This is a genomic window from Burkholderia sp. BCC1999, assembly GCF_905339975.1.
GTDB lineage: Bacteria > Pseudomonadota > Gammaproteobacteria > Burkholderiales > Burkholderiaceae > Burkholderia.
The window spans coordinates 1-18,454 of sequence record NZ_CAJPHP010000013.1; the positions used below are offsets into that span (position 1 = coordinate 1).

Below are 18,454 nucleotides of genomic sequence, written 5' to 3' on the forward strand. Positions count from 1 at the left end.
CGTTTTCGATGCGCACGAATGCGTCATTCGGTTTGAGCATATCCGTCGTCGGTCGATGCATCGCATCAGGTGTACTGAATGAATCCCGTTTCATGATGGTCCGTTTTAAGCAGGTAAGCGAATCTCTGGCGTCAGGCGCGACCGGTCGGCAGTCGCGCGGTGCTGGCGGAGAGGGATCGAGCGATTCCTCGTCCGGAACGAATGGCGCAACGAAACAGGTGTGGGGGCTCGCACGGCGATCAGCGGCAATCAGTCGCGAACGACCGGAGGCACCGCGCTGGCTGTCAGGAAGATTTCATCGGTTTTCATCGGGCTTTCCGCACGTTTCTGTCGTCTCCAGTGCGAATTTTTAAACCCGTCAAAAACCTTTTGGATCGCGGATTTCCGTTTCGGACATTGAACGGGATCGATGTTTGGGTAGGCGGCAAAACGGGGCATGACCCGGCCGCGCGCCGCACCGCGGGCGCCCCGGCGGGACGGGCGCCGCCGGGTGACACGGAGGGTGAAACGGGGGTCGGGAAAACGAGCAGCCGGGCGGCTGCCACGCGCGGCCGGTGCGCCGCGCGGGTCACGTCACTTCGCGTTCAGTTCCTTCCAGCGCCGGTAGACGGCGATCGCGTCGGCGTGCTTGTGCTGCACCATCGGCAGCCGGCGTTCCTCGATCGGTTTCGCATATTCGGCATAGAACGTGTCGAGCTCGAAATACTTGCGGTCGTCGCGGTAAAACGGCGCGTAGTCCTCGCGGGTCGTGATGTAGACGACGCGTTTCGGGCTGCAGTAGTACAGCGAACCGAGGCACATCGGGCACGGGCTCGCGAGAATGTAGATCTCGCAATCGGTCAGGTGCTCGGTGCCGAGCTTGCGGCACGCGTCGCGCACCGCGAGGATCTCCGCATGCGCGGTCGGGTCGCTGGTCTGTGCGACGAGGTTCGGGCTTTCCGCGACGATCTCACCGTCGCGGACGATCACCGTCGCGAACGGGCGGCCGCCCTCTTCCACGTTCTTCATCGCAAGATCGATCGTGCGTTTCACAAAATCCATGGCTGCATCCTCGTTGAATCGGAATGGTGCGAACGTGCGGCGGATTCAACCGGCCGATGCACGTCGGGCGGAAACCTGCGCGGCACCGCTGCCGCGGCGCCGCGCAGGCCTCAGAACGGCTTGGTCGGCAGGTACTTGCCGTCGAGCGTGATCACCGCGCGCGAACCGCCTTCGGGATCGTCGACCTTCTTCACGTCGAGCCGGAAATTGATCGCGCTGATGATGCCGTCGCCGAACTTCTCGTGAACGAGTGCCTTCAGCGTCGTGCCGTACACCTGCAGCATCTCGTAGAAGCGGTAAATGGTCGGATCGGTCGGCACGCGATCGTCGATGCTGCCGCGCAGCGGGATCGTCTGCAGCAGCAGCACCGCATCGTCGTCGAGGCCGAGCTTGCTGGCAACGCTGCGCGCCGCATCGGCCGGCAGCGCATGCTGGCCGAGCAACGCGGCCGTCACGAACGCTTCGCTCAGGCCCGTGCCTTCGGTTAGCTGCGCGAACGACAGGTTCTTGCGCGCCTTCGCGAGAACGATGGCCTCCGCAAGCGCGTGGCGGGCGGTCTGGCTGTGCTGGGACTGGATCATGGCAATTCCTCGTGGTGGGGTGGGAGCGATTCAGGCCGCGACGGGAAGCGTCGCGGGCGTGGCGCGAACGTCGGGATGGTCCGCCAGGGAGACGAACCGGCCGGTCGCGCCGTCATGGGCGTCGATGCAGCCCGATTCGATGTCGTAGACCCAGCCGTGCAGCGCGAGCCGCCCTTCTTCGAGCGCGAGCCGCACGGCAGGGTGCGTCTTCAGGTTCGCCAGTTGCGCGACGACGTTCTCGCGCACCATCGAGTCGATCCGCTCGCGTTCGCTGCGATGCGTACGCGCCTCGTTCACGACACGCGCCGAATCGGCGTAGCGCAGCCAGTGGCCGACGGCCGGCATGTGGTCCATGCACTGACAGGTGGCAATCGCCGTCATCGCGCCGCAATCGGAATGGCCGCAGATCACGACGTCGGTCACGCGCAGCGCGGCCACCGCGTACTCGACCGATGCCGACACGCCGCCCGGCTCGGGGCCGTACGACGGCACGATGTTGCCGGCATTGCGGATCACGAACAGGTCGCCCGGTTCGCGCTGCGTGACGAGTTCGGGCACGAGCCGGCTGTCCGAGCACGAGATGAACAGCGCCCGCGGATTCTGGCTGCGCGCGAGATCGCGGAACAGCGCGGCGCGCGCCGGATAGGCATCGCGCTGGAACTTCAGGAAGCCTTCGATGATGTCCTTCATCGCGTGTTCTCCGGTGCGGGTGGAATCGATGAAGGGCAGGTTACGCCGGACTTCCAATAACGTAAAAGACTGATTTATGATCCCCTGGATAAGCAGGACTTATAGGAACGACCATGCTGCTGCGCCATATCCACTACTTCCTCGCCGTCGCCGAGCACCGCAGCTTCACGCGTGCGGCCGCCGCGCTGCACGTGTCGCAGCCCGCGCTGTCCCAGCAGATTCGCCAGCTCGAGGAGACGCTCGGCGCGCAACTGTTCGACCGCACCGGACGCGTGACACGGCTGACCGACGCCGGCGACGTGTATTACCGCTATGCGCGGCAGGCACTGCATGATCTCGCGGAAGGCCGGCGCGCCATTCACGACGTGCAGGATCTCAGCCGCGGTTCGCTGCGGATCGCGGTCACGCCGACCTTCACGAGCTATCTCGTCGGGCCGCTCGTCGAGGCGTTTCACGGCCGCTATCCGGATGTGTCGCTGTCGGTGCGCGAGATGTCGCAGGAACGCATCGAGGCGCTGCTCGTCGACGACGAGCTCGATGTCGGCATCGCGTTCGACGAGGTGCAGACGGCGGATATCGAAGCACAAACGCTGCTGGTGGAAACGCTCGCGCTCGTCGTGAGCCGCCGGCATGCGCTCGCCGGGAAACGCAAGGCCGGCCTGCGCGCGCTGCACGACGCGCCGCTCGTGCTGCTCACGGCCGAGTTCGCGACACGCGTGCAAATCGATCGCTATTTCCGCGAACACGACGTGCAGCCGCGCGTGTTGATGGAAGCAAATTCGCTGGGGGCCGTGATCGAGATCGTGCGCCGCACGAACCTCGCGACGCTGCTGCCCGCGACGATCGCGAGCGGGCACGACGATCTCGTCGCCGTCGCGCTCGATCCGGCCGTCCTGCGGCGCACGGCCGTGCTGTTGCAGCGCAAGGGGGCGTACCGGAGCGCGGCCGCGCGCGCGTTCGTCGAACTGGCGCTGGCACGGGGAAAGGGAAAGGAGAATGAGAAGGAGAAGGAAAAACCGATAGGCGATACACGCCCGGCGAGCCGGAAGGCCGCCGGTCAATGAATGCCGCGGCGCCGGATCGAACCGGCGCGGCAAACCACGTCAGTTGTAGCCGAGAATCGCCACCGCCGCGACGTCCGGCCGATCGATCGTATTCCCGACGAGCGACGTCATCGGCTCCTGCAGTACGGCTTGATACGACGTCACGCGCGCGGCCTCGGGCACACCCGCATCATCCGGCGCCGGTTCGTCGAATGCCGTATCGAAACCGCTGTAAAAACCCGGTTGTTTCTGCGAAAAAGTCATCTCCACTCCTTTACCTGATTATGTTTTCGATGTTCTAACCGACCTGCTTCATCGCTGCCGCATGCACCACGGTACCGTCATGCGCAGCCTCCGATCGCGCCAGCTGTGCGCGCGTGCGCCGCGTGATGTGAATCACCGCGAACACGACCGGCGCGATCAGCAGGCCTTCCGCCAGTTCGGGATCGACCGGCAGGTTCATCACGTGCAGCGCCTTGAACGCCGCCGTTGCGAGCGACAGCACGTAGTACGAAATGGCTGCCACCGACAACCCCTCGACCGCGTGCTGAAGATGCAGCTGGTTGCGTGCGGTGCGCTCCATGCCCGCCAGCAGGCGCGTCACGTCTTTTTCCTGCGCGAGATTCACGCGCGTGCGCAGCAGGTCGACCGCCCGCGCGATCCGCGCGGCAATCTGTTCGTGGCGCGCCCATACGCTGCGACATGTTTCCATCGCCGGTGCAAAACGACGCTCCATGAATTCGGCGATCGTCGGCATCCCTTCGATGCGCTCCTCGCGCAACTCGTGGATGCGCGCCAGCACGAGCTTTTCGTACGCCCGCGACGCGCTGAAGCGCGCGCCCGATCCCGACAGCGATTCGACCCGTACCGCGAGGTGCGTGAGCTTGACGAGCAGCGCCGTGTCATCGCCATCGGCGCCGCTCGCGTCCATCCGCTGCATCAATGCGTGCAGCGCCGCATGGATCTCGTCGAGCTCGCGGCTCATCCGGCGCGCGACGGGCAGCGCCAGCAACGCCATCATCCGGTACGTTTCGATTTCATACAGGCGCTGCAGCAGGCGGCCGCCCTGCTCCTCGCGGAAATCCTCGTCGACGACGAGAAAGCGCATGAAGCCGTCGTCGCGCACATGCCAGTCGCAGAACACCTTGCCGCCACCGAGCACGTTGCTGCCGACGAGCGCGGGCCCGTCGATCCAGCGGCGCAGGTCGCCGCAAACCAGCCGCGCGGCGTCGCCCGTCAGCAGCTCCATGCGCACCGCGACGAAGCGGATACCGGAGAGCCGCGCGAACCACGCAGCCGGAATGCCTTCGATCGCGAGATCGTCGAAATAGCCGGTGTCGCGCCGCGGCGCGACGAACGTGAAGGTCGAGAATTCGGTGTGGCGCTCCCACTTCAGGTGCCAACCGCTTGGCGACTGCACCGCGTAGTGCGTCGCGCCTTCGTGCGGCGCGGCGATGCCGGTATCGCGGCACAGCGCGTGCAGCAACGTTTCGTGGATGTCGGGCTGGCCATCCGCGTAGATCGCGTAATGCGTGAGCGACACGGCTTCGGCGAGCCGCAGGAACGGCCGGGCATGCAATTCCGCGGCCAGTGCGGCGCGCAACGGATGGTCGATCATCGATACACCACGCTTCCTTGTTCAGTCGTGCACACCGGATCAACCGGCCTGAACGCCGCGCCGCCCTCGGGCGAAACGCCAGCGTGATCGCACTATGGCAGACACACAGCAACAATAAAAACGCATAATGTTGATCGTTACGTTCAGTTTTCCTGATACCCATGAAGATGCTCGATCACGACGTGCTGGCCACCGTCGTCGCCGTCGCGGAGACCGGCAACATGACCCGCGCCGCCGAGGCGGTGAACCGCTCACAGTCGGCCGTGAGCATGCAGATCAAGAGCCTGGAAGACGCGATCGGCCGGCCGCTGTTCGTACGCAAGCCGCGCAGCATCGTGCTGACGCGCGAAGGCGAGGTGCTGCTGGGATTCGCCAGACGAATGCTGGCGCTGCGCGACGAGGCATGGGCGGCCGTGGTGCGGCCGGAAGTGACCGGTAAAGTCGTGATCGGCGTGCCGGACGACTACGCGTCGTCGCTGCTGCCGTCGGTCCTGAAGAAGTTCTCGGCGACCTACCCGAAGGTCGAGATCCAGGTGATGGGGCTGCCGAGCAGCGCGCTCGCGCCGCTGATCAAGGAGGGCACCGTCGACCTCGTCTGCGGCACACGCATCAAGGGGCTGTCGGGCGACTTCATCCGCCACGAGCCGATGGCGTGGGCCGCGATGACGAACGGGCCGCGCGTGTGGGAAGAGCGGCCGCTGCCGATCGCGGTGTTCATGCCGGGCAGCGTCGCGCGCGAGAACGCGATCCGCAGCCTCGAACGCGCGAAGGTGCCGTACCGCACCTCCTATGAAAGCCCGAGCCTGCTCGGGCTGCTCAGCATGGTCGAGGCCGGCCTCGCGGTCGCGCCGCTCGCGCGCTGCGCGATTCCCGCGCAACTGTCGATGCTCGGCCGCGCCCACGGGCTGCCCGACCTGCCGCCGCTCGAACTGATTCTCGCGCGCAGCACGAAATCGAAGCGCCCGCCGTGCGACTTTCTCGCGGAACAGTTGATGGAAGACCTGCAGCGGCAGACCGGGCAGACTGGCGACGCGTGATCAGCGCGTCGCGCCGAACCCGGCCGCGCCCAGCGCCGCGTTGACGTTCGCGGCAACCCGATCGACGAGCGCTTCCAGCGTATCGCCGCGCACCTGCGCATGTTCCGGCGCGACGTGCTCCGTGCGTTGCCAGCCCCACTGCGCACCCGACGCGACCGACAGCGTCGCGCCGAAGCGATTGCCGTGGCGACGGCCGAAGGTGCTCACGCGCCGCTCGGCCACGTAGTCCTGTTCGGGCAGGCAGAGCCGGATCTCGATCGCCACCTGGTCGCGATCGTTGATGCGCGCGGCCGGGCTCACCGTTGCTGCGAACACCTTGCCGATCCGCCAGATCACGCAGGTCTCCCAGGCCGTGAGCGGCCCACCGGCTGATTCGACCCTTTCGGTGTCGACCGACCACTGATGCCGGTCGGGAACGACGATCGCCTGATGCAGCAGCATTTCGGCCACGCGCACCGTCGTCACGAGCTGACGCGCGAGTTGCTGGCCCGACGGCAGCGACGCCGTCCGGAACCGGCCGTTTGCCGGCCGCGCGACAGGTACTGCTTCCAATAGATCCACGACTCCTCCGTATTCGTGATCGGCGCCGCGCATGCAGGATCGCGCGCCGGTCCGCCGCTTGCGGGCGGACGGACACGGCGACCGGTAATCGGGCGACGGATCGGACAAGCCATCAAGGAACGAACGACAACCAACGAGCAACAACCGTTCCCCGCTTCATCGTGCCTTCGGCCCGACGCGCAACCGGCGCGCGACCGGCCCGATCACCGCATCGGCCTGCTGCGCGATCAGCATGTGCAGCGTGAAATCCAGGTCTTCCGGCGCGATGTCGAAGTGCACGTGGACCACGTCGCGCACGGCACGCGCACTGACGACATACACACCGAGCGGGGAATGCAGCAGCGCCGCGAGCCGCGCATGCGCGCGTTCGCCAGAATCGGCCGTCAACGTGACGGGCAACTGCAGGCGCGGGCGCGGCGGCGGGAACGGAATGACGTTGTTGCATACGCCGGCGCGCAACCGGCGGCCGGCGACATCGAAGGCGGGAACGGGATGAATGAAGGTCATGGAGCGGACGGAGGCCGTCTCGGCTGTTCGACACATCACCAGCTTAGAAGAGACGACATAAACGTCGTGCAAAAAAACGGGGCGCCGGTGCAAAAAGCGGCGTGGAGGACACGTCACCGGCTGGTGGCTGGTGGCTGGTGGCTGGTGGCTGGTGGCTGGTGGCTGGTGGCTGGTGGGCGGTGGGCGGTGGGCGGTGGGCGGTGGGCGGTGGGCGGTGGGCGGTGGGCGGTGGGCGGTGGGCGGTGGGCGGTGGGCGGTGAGCGGTGAGCGGTGAGCGGTGAGCGGTGAGCGGTGAGCGGTGAGCGGTGAGCGGTGAGCGGTGAGCGGTGAGCGGTGAGCGGTGGGCGCTGGACGGCGGCTAAAGCCCGGCGACCGATCTCGCAGTCGCCGTGCCCGCACCACGGCCGCGCGCCACAGTCCGCGTCGCCCCCGCCTGTGCGCCGGTCATCCCGCTATGCGAACGCTTCGAGCGACGCGCGCCGCCGCTCGTCGACCATCGATTCGATCAGCGACACCAGATCGTCGGTCAGCGGATCGCAGATGCCCGGCGAGCGATGCAGTTCGAGATCGGCAGCCGGCAGCGGCGGCAGCCCGTCCGTCTCGTCGAGCACGCGCCAGTTCTCGGGCAACGTGCAGCGGTCGATCATCGTCACGGCCGCGCCGTGGTTCACCGCGATCTTGATGCCGGTCGGGCTCTGGCTCGTATAGACGACGTGATACGGCCGCTCGGCCGTCGCGAGCGCCTGCAGCCCGCGCTGCCGGTAGCAGCACGTCTCCGGAAACAGCGCGAGCGGCACCGACGCCTGCGGGCCGAGCGCGAAATCCCGGTGCGCGGCCCACACGACCTCGTGACGGCCGAGCAGCCGCCCGCCCGCGTTCGGCCCATGGCGCACGACGAGCGCGACGTCGAGCTCGCCGGCCTGCAGCCGTTCGAGCAGTTCGAGCGACGTGCGGCAATGCACGTGAAAGCGCGCGCCCGGCCGCATCGCATAGAACGACTTCAACAGGTCGGGCAGCCACAGCTCCGCATAGTCCTCGGGCAGCCCGAAGCGCACGACGCCGCGGTCGCTGCTCGCCTGCTTCAGCGCGAGGATCGCGTCGTTCTGCACCTGGATGATGCGGCGCGCATGGATCAGGAAATTCTCGCCGTCGCGCGACAGTTCGAGCCGCCGGCTGTTGCGCATGAACAGGTGCGTGTCGAGCCGCTCCTCGAGCGTGCGGATGCGCAGGCTGATCGTCGATTGCGTGCGATGCAGTTGCCGGGCCGCCGCGGTGAAGCCGCCGCTCTCGACCACGGCGACGAATGCGCGGATCAGTTCGGGATCGAGCGAACTGAGCTTCGACCAATCGGGCCTTTGAATGGCAGCCATCGGAATTACTCGCTTTCGAAAAAAGAAGGGAAGACGAAAGATAGGGCTCGGAGTACGCCGATTGTTGTCCGGATGCGCCCGGCCCTCCAACCCCTGCCCGGGTATGACAAACCCGGAGCCGGTTCGCGAATGCCCACCCGCCGATCCCGCCCCTCCGGCCGTCATGACAACGGCCGAGGCTTGCCCGGCGGGCGTCCGCGTCCCGGGCCGAGGGCATTCCCGGAGACGACGAAAACTCATAGCCCGATCAGGAAACATCGATTCACCGGCCACGCCACGGCCCACCACAATCGCCTCACACCAACCTTATCGACGAGACACCGCAATGACCGCATCCCAACTCAGGCAGCTTTACATCGGCGAAGGCTTCGAAGGCCCCGGCGTCAACCTCGCGCATATCAACGTGCTGGTCGGCCCGCGCAACGGCCCGGCGGGCCAGGCGTTCGCCACCGCGCTCGCGACGCCGTCGGCCGGCCACGCGCCGTTCGTCGTGATCGCGCAGCCGGGCGTGCCGACCAAGCCGCTCACGCTGTACGTCAACAAGGCGCAGATCGCCAACGATTTCCACGGCAACGCCACGTGGGGCGCGTCGCAGGCCGGCATCGCGAAGGCGGTGGCCGAAGCGCTCGAGAACGGCACGCTGCCGCCCGAAGCGGAGAACGACTGGGTCGTCGTGTCGGCGAACTGGGTGAATCCGCAGACCGACGATCTCGATGCCGTGTTCGAGAACAACTATCGCGCGTGCCGCAACGCGATCGTAGCCGCGATGGAAGGGCTGCCGCATCGCGACGCGGTATTCGCCGCCGCGCGCGACGTGTCGAACCCGTTCTACACCCCGAAGAAAAACTGACGACGACAAGCGGCCGGCACAAGGCCGCACCTGGAGGAAACATGGAATACGTCCGCCTCGGCCAGTCAGGCCTGAAGGTGTCCCGCCTCTGTCTCGGCACGATGAACATGGGCACCCCCGAATGGAAGCCCTGGATCTTCGACGAAGCGCAGAGCGAGCCGATCGTGCGCCGCGCGCTCGACGCCGGCGTGAACTTCATCGATCTCGCGGATTTCTATTCGACGGGCGTCGGCGAGGAAGTGGTCGGCCGCATCCTGAAGCGCAATGCGCGCCGCGAGGAGCTCGTCGTGACGACCAAGGTCGGCTACGACATGGGCAGCTACCCGAACGCCGGCGGCCATTCGCGCAAGCACGTGCTGGACGGCATCGACGCTTCGCTCAAGCGGCTCGGGATGGATTACGTCGACATCTTCATGCTGCACTTCTTCGACGTGAACACGCCCGTCGAGGAGACGATGAGCGCGCTCCACGACATCGTGCGCGCGGGCAAGGCGCGCTATATCGGCGTATCGACGATGTACACGTGGCAGTTCGCGAAGATCATGCAGGCCTGCGAACGAAACGGCTGGAACAAGCCGATCAACATGCAGCTGCAGCTGAACCTCGCGTATCGCGAGGAAGAGCGCGAGATGGTGCCGTACTGCATCGACCAGGGCGTCGGCGTGTCGGTGTTCAGCCCGCTCGCGCGCGGCCTGTTGACCTGCGAGCCGCAATCGACGCGCAACCAGACCGACTTCTTCACCGCGCAGATGTACGGAGATGCATCGTCGCTCGCAATTGCCGCATCGGTCGCGAAGGTCGCGAAGCGCCGCGGCGTGCCGCCCGCGCAGATCGCACAGGCCTGGGTGCTGAGCCGCCCGGGCATCGCGAGCATGCTGGTCGGCGCGGATTCCGTCGCGCAATTCGACAGCGCGCTCGGCGCGCTCGAAACGCAGCTCACCGAAGAAGAACTGTACGAGCTGGAACGCAACTACACGCCGTGCGACCTGATCAACGACTACACGGCCGGCAAGCGCATCGCGCGCGAGTCGCGTCCGGCGCAGGGCAGTTTCGCGACGGACTGAGGCACTGAAGCACTGAAGCTCCGAGGCACTGAAGGAACGACCCACAATGAACGAATTTCTGAGGACCGGCCATTACATCGGCGGCGAATGGCACGAATCACATGGCGCGAGCGATGCAACCTATCCGGTGCTGAACCCGGCGACCGGCGAGACGATCGCGAAGGTCGCGAAAGGCGGCGCCGACGACACCCAACGCGCGATCGATGCCGCCGCGCACGCGTTTCCCGCGTGGCGCGCATTGACCGCGAAGGAACGCGGCGCCCGCGTGAAGCGCTGGGGCGAGCTGATGCTCGAGAATCGCGACGCGCTCGCCGAGCTGCTGACGCGCGAGCAAGGCAAGCCGCTCGCGGAAGCGCGCGGCGAAGTCGCGTATGCGGCGAGCTTTCTCGAATGGTTCGCGGAAGAAGCGAAGCGCATGTACGGCGACGTGATCCCGAGCCCGAAGCCGGATTCGCAGATCGTCGTCACGCGCGAGCCGGTCGGCGTCGTCGCGGCGATCACGCCGTGGAATTTCCCGCTCGCGATGATCACGCGCAAGGCCGGCCCCGCGCTCGCGGCCGGCTGCACGATGGTGCTGAAGCCGTCGGAGGAAACGCCGCTGTCGGCGTTCGCGCTCGCGGTACTCGCCGAGCGCGCGGGCGTGCCGGCCGGCGTGTTCAACGTCGTGTCGGGCGACGCGGTCGCGATCGGCGAGACGCTGACGAGTTCGTCCGTCGTGCGCAAGCTGTCGTTCACGGGCTCGACGCGGGTCGGCAAGCTGCTCGCGAAACAGTCGGCCGACACGCTGAAGAAGCTGTCGCTCGAACTCGGCGGCAACGCGCCGTTCATCGTGTTCGACGATGCCGATCTCGATGCGGCGGTCACGGGCGCGATCGCGTCGAAGTTCCGCAACACGGGCCAGACCTGCGTGTGCGTGAACCGCTTTCTCGTGCAGGACGGCGTCTACGACGCGTTCACGCGCAAGCTCGCGGACGCCGTGCGCACGCTGCGCGTCGGCAACGCACTCGCGGGTGAAGTGGACCAGGGGCCGCTGATCAACGAGGCGGCGCTCGGCAAGGTCGAGCGGCACGTGGCCGATGCGACCGCGAAGGGCGCCCACGTGCTCACTGGCGGCAGGCGTCACGCGCTCGGCGGCACGTTCTACGAGCCGACCGTGCTGACCGACATGACGGCCGACATGCTGATCGCCGAAGAGGAAACCTTCGGCCCCGTCGCTGGCTGCTTCCGCTTCACGACCGAGGAAGAGGCCGTCGCCGCGGCCAACGACACACCGTTCGGGCTGTCCGCGTATTTCTACACACGCGACCTCGGCCGCGCGTGGCGCGTGTCGGGTGCGCTGGAGAGCGGGATGGTCGGCGTCAACGACGGGATCATCTCGACCGAAGTCGCGCCGTTCGGCGGCGTCAAGCAATCGGGGCTCGGCCGCGAAGGCTCGAAGTACGGCCTCGACGAATACGTGGAACTCAAGTACACGCTGATGGCCGGCCTCGGCCGCTGACCGCTCCCCGCGGTCGACCCGCGCCGCGCGCCGTCCGACCGCGCGGCGCCTCGCACGACGCTCGCGGCGGCATGCCGCCTGCGCGCGCCGCTGCGCACCAGATAACAATCCAGGAGGCAGCTTGACCCAAGCCAACGTTCAATCCGGCACTGCACGCGCGTTGCCGCTGCCGCGTGGCGCCGGTGCGCCGCACCGCTCCGTCGCGCTCGACGACGTGCCGCTCAACCGTTTCCACGTGAAGATCGCCGGCCTCACGTTCGGCGCCCATTTCACCGAAGGCTACACGCTCGGCACGATCGGCTACGCGCTCGCCGCGCTCGGCAAGCAGATGCCGATCGACGCATTCTGGATGGGAATGATCGGCAGCTCGGCGCTGATCGGCATCTTCTTCGGCAGCCTCGTGTTCGGCTGGCTGTCCGACCGGATGGGCCGGCAGAAGATCTTCCTGACGAGCTTCGTGATCATCACGGCGGCCGCGTTCGCGCAGTTCTTCGTCACATCGCCGCTCGAACTGTGCGTGCTGCGCGTGCTGATCGGCTTCGGGATGGGCGGCGACTTCACCGTCGGCCACGCGATCCTCGCCGAATTCTCTCCGCGCAGGCATCGCGGTGCGCTGCTCGGCTCGTTCAGCGTGATCTGGACGATCGGCTATGTCGCCGCGAACGTGCTCGGCCTTGCGTACGGCGATGCCACGCCCGACGCATGGCGCTGGCTGCTCGCGTCCGCTGCGTTGCCTGCGCTGATCGTGCTGGTGCTGCGGATCGGCACGCCCGAATCGCCGCGCTGGCTGCTCGGCAAGGGGCGCGTGCAGGAAGCGCGCGCGATCGTCGCGAAGCATTTCGGGCCGCACGTGATGCTCGACGGTTCGGCCGAACCGCATACGAATGCCGGTTTCGCGCGACTGTTCCAGCGCGACCTGATTCGCCGCACGCTTTTCAACTGCGCGTTCTTCGTGTGCCTCGTGATTCCGTATTTCGCGATCTACACGTTCCTGCCGACGATCCTGAAGACGATCGGCCTCGCCGAAGGTTTCGGTGCGGACCTGCTGCTGAACGCGTTTCTCGTGCTGGGTGCGCTGATCGGCATCTGGCTGACGATCCGGCTGTCGCGACGCGGCTTTCTGATCGGCTCGTTCGCGGTGACGTGCGCGTCGCTCGTCGCGTTGGCGGTGCTGCCGTCGGCGGCGGCCGTCGCGATGATCGTCGCGTTCGCGATCTTCACGCTGACGATGTCCGCGTTCAGCAACCTTGTCGGCGTGTTCCCGCCCGAGTGCTTCCCGACCGAAGTGCGTGCATGCGGCGTCGGTCTCGCGATCGCGTGCAGCCGGCTCGGTTCGGCGATCGGCACGTTCCTGCTGCCGGCCGGCATCGCGACGCTGGGCTTTCACGCGACGATGTTCGCGCTCGCGGGTGTGCTGCTGGTGGGGATGATCGTGTCGATCGCGTGGGCGCCGGAGACGAAGCATCTGACGCTGGAGGAGGCGTCGGGGCATTGACGAGGGAGGCGGGTTGCGTGCCTGCCTGCGTCGGTACGCTCGACGCTTTTACGTCGGCACGCGGCTGATGTGCGGCGGCAATGTGGAATGCGATTCGAATGAACCCGGCCAAGGCCGGGTTCGTGCATTCGAGCCGGCAGTTTTTCTACCTTCCCGACAATACGCGATTCGTGAAATCGCTCAGAACAGAATCGGCGCGTAGTCCCGCGCGCCGTGCAGGATGTGAAGGATATCGATCTGCTCAGGCGGATCACCGACGATCCGATAGAAGATCTGATAGTTGCCGTACACGCGGTGCCGCACGCCGTGACGCTCGAAGCGCGGCACCAGCGGAAAAGCCAGCGGCATCCCGGCAAGACCCAGACACTTGTCGCGAATCTCCCGCACGAAGGTCACGGCTCGTTGCGGATTGTCACGCGCGATGTAATCGGCAATCGCTTCGAGTTCAGCAATCGCGAAATCTGACAGGCGCACGGTCAGGTCTGGCGATCGGCCTGGGCCCGGTACTTCGCCTCCAGACGATCGAAGACTTCCGCCGCCTCGGCGCCGCGTCCGGCTTCCGCATCGGCCAGGCTGCGCGCGATCACCGCGTCCAGCGCATTGAGTTGCGCCTCGCGATCCTGGATCAGGCGCACGCCTTCGCGCAGCACTTCGCTCTTGGATCCGTAACGCCCCGATTCGACCAGCTTCGCGACGTAAGCCTCCAGCTGCTGGCCCAGTTCCGCACTGATCATGCCGACCTCCCGACCGGATTGAATTCGATCCATCCAGCGTATCCCGGTTATCAACTATTATCAAGAAGACGATCTCCAGACGGATCGACGCGAATGCCTTCACAGCCGATCGGGTGGATGGAACGGGACGGAATTCAGACAGGCCGCGGCGCGCCGGCATTCATCCGGGTTTCGCCTTCCCTCGTGTAGCCTTGCCGAACGCTCACCATGCGGACACCGATCATGATTGAAGACATCGTCACGCCACCACCTGGCCTGAAGGTCTACCCGTCGGACACCGACGTCTTTGCCGAGCCCCATGCCGCACTTGCGCGCCATCTGCATCCGCTCGTGTCGATCGACCTGTCGACGGTCAATCCGTCGTGGGAGGGCTGGATCCACCTGCTCAGCCCCGTCGAACCTTATGACGGGCTCGTCGGGCAGGACACGGCCGCGTACCACAACGACTATCTCCGCGCGAACTGGATCGGGTTCCGGCTCGACGAAAACAACCGCTACACGCTGCTCGGCGACCCGCGCTACTTCTATCTGGAAAACCCGCCCGGCACGCATGACACGGGCTATCGCAAGGAACTGGAGGCGCACTACGCCGAGCAACAGGCCAGCATCGAAACCGCGCGCAAGCGGTTCGCCGAATACGGCGTGCTCTACTCGTCCAACCAGTACGCGCCGGACGAGCGCGATTTCAGCCAGGAAAAACCGTGCGACCTCATCGACCAGCTTGGCGGATCGGTCGGCTGGGGCAACTGGTCGGGCACATCGGATTTTCCGATCGACGACAGCAATCCGGACGACATCCGGCCGATCGGCCCCGACGGTGCGCGCTTTCGCTTCGTCGCCGGCGTGACGGGGTGGGAATATCGCGCGATGGGGGCCGACTGGATTCTGCTGTTTTACGAGCCGGTCAGCCGCGTGGCACTGTTGACGTTCGACTGGTCGTAAGGCGGGCGGAAGGGGCCATCGTCCCGCCTCGCGATTGGCCGTTTGGGGGACTCGGCCTGCCGGATTCGCGGCGATATGCTGGGGTTTTCCATTCACTACCGGAAGCCATGCCCGCTCCAACTGTCGATCTCAGTCATGTTCTGCCGTACGAGACGACGTACTTCGACGATCGGCTCGAGGTCGATCGAAACGACCTCGATATTTCCGCGTTGCTTGGCGTGAGCGGCAACGTCCCCGACGAACTGCTCGTTTCGTTATGCGGAGCACCTGCCGGATCAGAAATTCAAGCCTATCTCGACAGCGCGGACAGATTGACATTCGCCGTCACGCACCCGAAATTGATTCGATCGGAGAACCGCGTCTCCGTGCTTCAGACCCGAGACTCGTCCGTACTCGAATTGGGATCTATCGATCTTGTCGATAACGCCATCGCCGGCCTCGGCGCAGCGATGCTATGGCGGATTGTTAGAGCATGCGATAGGTTGAGGATCGCCCGGATCAGCGCGTTCGCGATAGGCGGTCGCAAAGCCGCACCGCAACCCGGCGGGCCACGGCTCTCCGGATACTACGCATGGCCCAGGTTCGGCTTTGATGCGCCCATTCCGAATCGGCATGGTGACGAGGCCGCGCTGTTCCAGTATTTCCCCGGATATCCGGTCGGGTTGGCCGATCGGTCGCTTCGGTCGTTACGTGCACTCTTCACAACGCGATTCGGGCGGGACTTCTGGCGAGTCGCGGGGTCACATCGCTGGATGACATTCGAGGTTGCCCTGCAGAGCCATTCCGTGCGGACGCTGCGGCAATACCTGATCGAGAAAGGAATTTACGAATGACCCAAAAGCACCGCCCGATCACGGGCTTCCGTTTCGCGAAGCAAATAGCCAGGCGCAGCCGCATGACGAACGAGAATCGCCCCATTCGTCTCTCGGAAATCCGGCTGCTCATTGGCGAACTCGTCGCAAGCGCACGCCATCACGATCAAGCGCAGGCGGCGCTGACGTCTGCCGTCGAATATCACGCGCAACCGGCCGGCAAGCCGACATCACCGCCGCAAAGAAAAGTCTTCGACGTGGGGCCGATCGATCACTCGAAAAGCACATTGCAGATCATCTCGATGGCCGATGCCGAAGCCCGTTGTCGCCGGGAAACACTCCTGCACTTCGGACAGGACCCCGACCTCTAGCCCGCGGCAATGGAACGCAACCGCGCGGCTCGGTTCAACGGCGATCCAGCCAGTCTTCAGTTCGTAACGATCTTTGACAGACACCAAAGCAGGAGGCACCGCACGACCGGCGCGGACCGATCCGATTTTTCCCACATTCCAATCAGCCGCGTCCTACAGTCGCCCCCTCCCCCTTCCGTCCCGCCTGCCCGCGCATCCACGCGGCAAATGCAACCACGTGCTCGACGGCGACTGTCTCCGGCTCGACATCGAGCCAATAGCCGAACGGCCCGATCGGCTGCACCGGAGACAGTCGCACGAGGCTGCCCTCGGCGATCTCCTCCTCGATCATGTTCAGGTCGACCACCGCGAGCCCCGCGCCTTTGCGCGCCGCACGGATCGCCTGTTCGAGCGTGGAAAACTCGATACCATCGCCGATCCGCGCCAGCGGCACGCCCGCCTGCTCGCACCAGTCGGCCCACAGCGTCAGGCGCTTGCCTTCGTGCAGCACATGCAGCGACGGCAGCCGGCCGAGCAGCACGTCGAGCGCGTCACCGCGATAACGCGGCGCGCCGACGAGCGCATGCCGCTCCATCATCAGCAGCTCCGACTGCATCCCCGAGCGCGCCGCGCGCCCGAAGCGGATGTGGCAATGGCAATCGTCGGCCGGCTCGGTGCGGATCGACAGCTCGACGTCAGGCAACGCCTCCGCGAGCGTGCCGAGCCGCGGCGAAAACCACTGCGTCGCGAACGTCGGCGGCAACGACACCGTCAGCCGCCGCTTCGCACCCGGCCGCGTGGCGGCGATTTCATCGACACCACGCTCGATCGTGTCGAACGCCTGCCCGATGAACGGCAGCAACCGCTGGCCGGCATCGGTCAGGCGCACACCCTTGTGATCGCGCTCGAACAGCCGCGCGCCGAGCGCTTCCTCGAGCAGCCGGATCTGCCGGCTCACCGCCCCCTGCGTCACGCACAGCGAAACTGCCGCACGGTTGAAGCTCAGGTGACGCGCGGTCTCCTCGAAAAATCGCAATGCGATCAACGATGGCAGGCGTCGCATGATGAGTGTCCCTTTCGTTCGTATCGTTTGTATCGTTCGTGCTGTTACCGGCCGTCACCGCCGTCCCGACTGCGGGCAGCCTGATCGCAACAAGGCGCCCCAATCACCGCGCCGTAAAAACCGCGACGGCCCGCGCCCTCCGTCGCATCCATTCATCGTCCCCGCGCCCGCGCCGCCCGCCTACAATAAGCATCCCGCACCAAACACGACACCGCCCCGTGAGACGCAAGATGCCGGCGCTGAACGCGCTGAAAGCCTTCGAGATGGCCGGCCGCACCGGCAGCTTCACGCGCGCGGCCGAACTGCTCAACGTGACGCAGAGCGCGGTGAGCCGCCAGGTCCGCCAGCTCGAGGGCCAACTCGGCGAAACCCTGCTCGAGCGCCGCCATCACCAGCTCGAACTGACGGCGGCCGGCCGCGTGCTGCTGCGCGCGCTGCAGCAATCGTTCGACAAGATCGAGCTGACCGTCCGCAGCCTGCAGGAAAAAACCCACCTGAACCGCCTGCGCGCGAACGTGCCACCCACCTTCGCCGCGCGCTGGCTGATGCCGCGGCTCGGCCGGCTGCGCGACGCACATCCCGAATTCGAGCTGAGCCTCACGACCCGCATTCACGACAGCCTCGGCGAATCGCGCGTGCTCGACTGCGCGATCCGGTTCGGCGACGGCGAATGGGACGGCTTCGACAACGCCCTGCTGATGCAGGAGCAGCATATCGCCGTCTGCGCGCCCGCACTGTATGCGCGGCTGCGACAGGACGGCGCGCCGATCGACCTGAACCGCTTCACGCTGCTGCACGTGCTCGCCACCGACGACCAGCGCTACCTGACCTGGCAGCACTGGCTGAAGGCCGCCGGCATCGCCGACGTCGACACGCGCGGCGGCTACGAATTCGACCTCCTCGACCACGCGATCCGCGCGGCAATCGACGGCCTCGGGATCACGATCGCCGATCGCCACATGGTCGCGCGCGAACTCGCGACCGGGCAACTGATGCAGGTGCTCAACGTGCACGTCGACGGCCACCAGTCGTACTGGTTCGTCACGCGGCCCGAGCAGACGAACCTGCCGCACATCGTCCAGTTCCGCGACTGGCTGCAGCAGGAAGTGTGGCTCGCGAAGCGCCATCTCGAACCGTCGTCGCCGCTGCCGCAAGTGCCGCTGGCCTGACGCGCGATCCGCCCGCGACCGACGCGACC

General features: G+C 66.2%; 21 protein-coding genes. 10 read left to right on the forward strand and 11 right to left on the reverse strand.

Features of this window, described 5'->3' with window-relative positions; translation table 11 throughout:
- Window positions 1-573: 573 nt before the first annotated feature.
- The 3 genes from U5809_RS19750 to U5809_RS19760 all read right to left on the reverse strand — a co-directional run bounded on the left by U5809_RS19750 (window position 574) and on the right by U5809_RS19760 (window position 2,312).
- Complete coding sequence (locus U5809_RS19750) at window positions 574-1,041, reverse strand: nucleoside deaminase (protein WP_282507903.1); 468 nt, start codon at window positions 1,039-1,041, stop codon at window positions 574-576.
- 110 nt (window positions 1,042-1,151) lie between these two features.
- Window positions 1,152-1,622, reverse strand: a complete 471-nt coding sequence (gene cynS, locus U5809_RS19755; protein WP_322087785.1) for a cyanase — start codon at window positions 1,620-1,622, stop codon at window positions 1,152-1,154.
- A gap of 30 nt (window positions 1,623-1,652) precedes the next feature.
- Window positions 1,653-2,312, reverse strand: a complete 660-nt coding sequence (locus tag U5809_RS19760) for a carbonic anhydrase (protein ID WP_322087786.1) — start codon at window positions 2,310-2,312, stop codon at window positions 1,653-1,655.
- A 113-nt stretch (window positions 2,313-2,425) separates the two neighbouring features.
- On the opposite strand from U5809_RS19760, the gene cynR reads away from it, so the two are divergent.
- Window positions 2,426-3,376, forward strand: coding sequence for a transcriptional regulator CynR (gene cynR / locus U5809_RS19765; RefSeq protein WP_322087787.1), 951 nt, complete (start codon window positions 2,426-2,428; stop codon window positions 3,374-3,376).
- Between the two features lie 39 nt (window positions 3,377-3,415).
- Here cynR and U5809_RS19770 read toward each other — a convergent pair whose 3' ends face one another.
- Both U5809_RS19770 and U5809_RS19775 read right to left on the reverse strand, forming a co-directional pair.
- The gene (locus U5809_RS19770) at window positions 3,416-3,619 is read right to left on the reverse strand and encodes a hypothetical protein (RefSeq protein WP_322087788.1); all 204 of its coding nucleotides are present in this window, start codon (window positions 3,617-3,619) and stop codon (window positions 3,416-3,418) included.
- 34 nt (window positions 3,620-3,653) lie between these two features.
- Window positions 3,654-4,973 (reverse strand): DUF3422 domain-containing protein, encoded by a 1,320-nt coding sequence (locus U5809_RS19775; protein WP_322087789.1) that lies wholly within the window; start codon window positions 4,971-4,973, stop codon window positions 3,654-3,656.
- Window positions 4,974-5,134: 161 nt separating this feature from the next.
- Here U5809_RS19775 and U5809_RS19780 point away from each other — a divergent pair, with 161 nt between their 5' ends.
- Window positions 5,135-6,010, forward strand: coding sequence for a LysR family transcriptional regulator (locus tag U5809_RS19780; protein WP_021160509.1), 876 nt, complete (start codon window positions 5,135-5,137; stop codon window positions 6,008-6,010).
- Here the strand turns inward: U5809_RS19780 and U5809_RS19785 are convergent, their stop codons facing one another.
- The 3 genes from U5809_RS19785 to U5809_RS19795 form a co-directional block, all read right to left on the reverse strand.
- Window positions 6,011-6,571 (reverse strand): hypothetical protein, encoded by a 561-nt coding sequence (locus U5809_RS19785; RefSeq protein ID WP_322087790.1) that lies wholly within the window; start codon window positions 6,569-6,571, stop codon window positions 6,011-6,013.
- A gap of 156 nt (window positions 6,572-6,727) precedes the next feature.
- The gene (locus tag U5809_RS19790) at window positions 6,728-7,078 is read right to left on the reverse strand and encodes a hypothetical protein (protein ID WP_322087791.1); all 351 of its coding nucleotides are present in this window, start codon (window positions 7,076-7,078) and stop codon (window positions 6,728-6,730) included.
- Window positions 7,079-7,530: 452 nt separating this feature from the next.
- Window positions 7,531-8,448, reverse strand: coding sequence for a LysR family transcriptional regulator (locus tag U5809_RS19795; protein ID WP_044848054.1), 918 nt, complete (start codon window positions 8,446-8,448; stop codon window positions 7,531-7,533).
- 325 nt (window positions 8,449-8,773) lie between these two features.
- On the opposite strand from U5809_RS19795, the gene fae reads away from it, so the two are divergent.
- The 4 genes from fae (at window position 8,774) to U5809_RS19815 (ending at window position 13,355) form a co-directional block, all read left to right on the forward strand.
- Window positions 8,774-9,298 (forward strand): formaldehyde-activating enzyme, encoded by a 525-nt coding sequence (gene fae, locus U5809_RS19800; RefSeq protein ID WP_322087792.1) that lies wholly within the window; start codon window positions 8,774-8,776, stop codon window positions 9,296-9,298.
- A gap of 41 nt (window positions 9,299-9,339) precedes the next feature.
- The gene (locus tag U5809_RS19805) at window positions 9,340-10,362 is read left to right on the forward strand and encodes an aldo/keto reductase (protein WP_322087793.1); all 1,023 of its coding nucleotides are present in this window, start codon (window positions 9,340-9,342) and stop codon (window positions 10,360-10,362) included.
- A 46-nt stretch (window positions 10,363-10,408) separates the two neighbouring features.
- The gene (locus tag U5809_RS19810; RefSeq protein WP_322087794.1) at window positions 10,409-11,860 is read left to right on the forward strand and encodes an NAD-dependent succinate-semialdehyde dehydrogenase; all 1,452 of its coding nucleotides are present in this window, start codon (window positions 10,409-10,411) and stop codon (window positions 11,858-11,860) included.
- A gap of 160 nt (window positions 11,861-12,020) precedes the next feature.
- Window positions 12,021-13,355, forward strand: a complete 1,335-nt coding sequence (locus U5809_RS19815) for an MFS transporter (protein ID WP_322087968.1) — start codon at window positions 12,021-12,023, stop codon at window positions 13,353-13,355.
- Between the two features lie 180 nt (window positions 13,356-13,535).
- On the opposite strand, the gene U5809_RS19820 is transcribed toward U5809_RS19815, so the two are convergent.
- Both U5809_RS19820 and U5809_RS19825 read right to left on the reverse strand, forming a co-directional pair.
- Window positions 13,536-13,829, reverse strand: a complete 294-nt coding sequence (locus U5809_RS19820; protein ID WP_415877952.1) for a type II toxin-antitoxin system RelE/ParE family toxin — start codon at window positions 13,827-13,829, stop codon at window positions 13,536-13,538.
- Between the two features lie 2 nt (window positions 13,830-13,831).
- Window positions 13,832-14,089, reverse strand: a complete 258-nt coding sequence (locus tag U5809_RS19825; RefSeq protein WP_226228420.1) for a type II toxin-antitoxin system ParD family antitoxin — start codon at window positions 14,087-14,089, stop codon at window positions 13,832-13,834.
- A 222-nt stretch (window positions 14,090-14,311) separates the two neighbouring features.
- Between U5809_RS19825 and U5809_RS19830 the strand changes: the two genes are divergently transcribed.
- The 3 genes from U5809_RS19830 (at window position 14,312) to U5809_RS19840 (ending at window position 16,214) form a co-directional block, all read left to right on the forward strand.
- Window positions 14,312-15,031: a hypothetical protein gene (locus U5809_RS19830; protein WP_322087795.1), complete on the forward strand. Its 720-nt coding sequence runs from the start codon at window positions 14,312-14,314 to the stop codon at window positions 15,029-15,031.
- Between the two features lie 107 nt (window positions 15,032-15,138).
- The gene (locus U5809_RS19835) at window positions 15,139-15,864 is read left to right on the forward strand and encodes a hypothetical protein (RefSeq protein WP_322087796.1); all 726 of its coding nucleotides are present in this window, start codon (window positions 15,139-15,141) and stop codon (window positions 15,862-15,864) included.
- Window positions 15,861-16,214, forward strand: a complete 354-nt coding sequence (locus U5809_RS19840; RefSeq protein WP_322087797.1) for a hypothetical protein — start codon at window positions 15,861-15,863, stop codon at window positions 16,212-16,214. Before U5809_RS19835 ends, U5809_RS19840 begins: the two co-directional genes overlap by 4 nt.
- Window positions 16,215-16,356: 142 nt before the next feature.
- Here the strand turns inward: U5809_RS19840 and U5809_RS19845 are convergent, their stop codons facing one another.
- Window positions 16,357-17,256 (reverse strand): LysR family transcriptional regulator, encoded by a 900-nt coding sequence (locus tag U5809_RS19845; RefSeq protein ID WP_322087798.1) that lies wholly within the window; start codon window positions 17,254-17,256, stop codon window positions 16,357-16,359.
- Window positions 17,257-17,486: 230 nt separating this feature from the next.
- Between U5809_RS19845 and U5809_RS19850 the strand changes: the two genes are divergently transcribed.
- Window positions 17,487-18,425 carry a LysR substrate-binding domain-containing protein gene (locus U5809_RS19850; protein ID WP_011356424.1) on the forward strand — a complete coding sequence of 313 codons (939 nt, stop codon included), beginning with the start codon at window positions 17,487-17,489 and terminating at the stop codon, window positions 18,423-18,425.
- Window positions 18,426-18,454: the final 29 nt, after the last annotated feature.